Origin of the sequence: Kytococcus sp. HMSC28H12 (assembly GCF_001816045.1) — a bacterium.
Lineage (GTDB): Bacteria > Actinomycetota > Actinomycetes > Actinomycetales > Dermatophilaceae > Kytococcus > Kytococcus schroeteri.
The window spans coordinates 1-897 of record NZ_KV824357.1 but is presented as its reverse complement, the minus strand read 5'-3'; the positions used below and the strand labels follow the sequence as shown (position 1 = coordinate 897).

Sequence of the window (897 nt, the reverse complement as noted above, 5' to 3'; positions counted from 1 at the left end):
CGGCCGCGGCGGCCACGCCGGCGGCCAGCACGACCGGGCCGGTCCACACCGGCAGCCCGGTGCCGTGCAGGGCGCCCGCCCCGCCGAGCACCACGAAGGTGCCGTAGGTCAGGGCCACCACGGAGCCCAGCAGCAGCGTCCCCACGAGGCGCCGCGGCGTGCCGGGGCGGGTGCGCCCGAAGCCGCGGGCCTCCATGCCGGCGGCCAGCGCCATCGACTGCTCCACCGCGTCCTCGAGCACCGGCACCAGCAGCGTGCGCACCATCCGCAGGCCACGTGTGCGTCCGCCGCGCAGGCGCCGGGCGCGGTGGGCCCGCACCCCGGAGACCACGAGCTGCGGGGCCACGGTGAGGGCGATGACCACGGCCACCGACACCTCGTGGAGTGCCGAGGGCACCGAGCGCAGCGCCCGCCGCGGGTTGGCCAGGGCGTTGGCGGCGCCCACGCACAGCAGCATCGCGCCCAGGCGCAGCGCGTCGTAGACCGTGGCCAGGAGGAACTCCGCCCGCACCGGACCGCCCACGCGGATGCCGGCCGCCCAGTCGGGCAGGGGCAGCTCGGGCAGCGTGAACAGCACCGTGCCGGGCCGGTCGGAGCCCAGCAGCACCTGGAGCACCACGCGCACCAGGACCACCATCGCGGCCAGCAGGAGGTACACGCGCAGGCTGCGGGCCCACAGGTCGTCGGTGCGCTTGAGCAGTGCCACGGACACCACGGCGGCGGCCACCAGCAGCACCAGCAAGGGGTTGGTCGTCATCGACACCGCCGCGGCCACGAGCAGCGCCCACGCCCACCACGCCCACGGGTGCAGCCGCCGGCCGGTGGTCCGGGTGCCCTCCCGGGCGACACGTGGGGCAGGGACGACGGCGCCCGTCGGGACCGCCGCAGGGTGCGGCG

1 protein-coding gene is annotated in these 897 nt (G+C 77.6%); it reads right to left on the bottom strand.

The window, feature by feature from the left end:
- A partial coding sequence (locus HMPREF3099_RS03765) for a CbiQ family ECF transporter T component (protein ID WP_305778343.1) occupies positions 1-757 on the bottom strand: 757 nt, incomplete at its 3' end.
- Positions 758-897 lie beyond the last annotated feature (140 nt).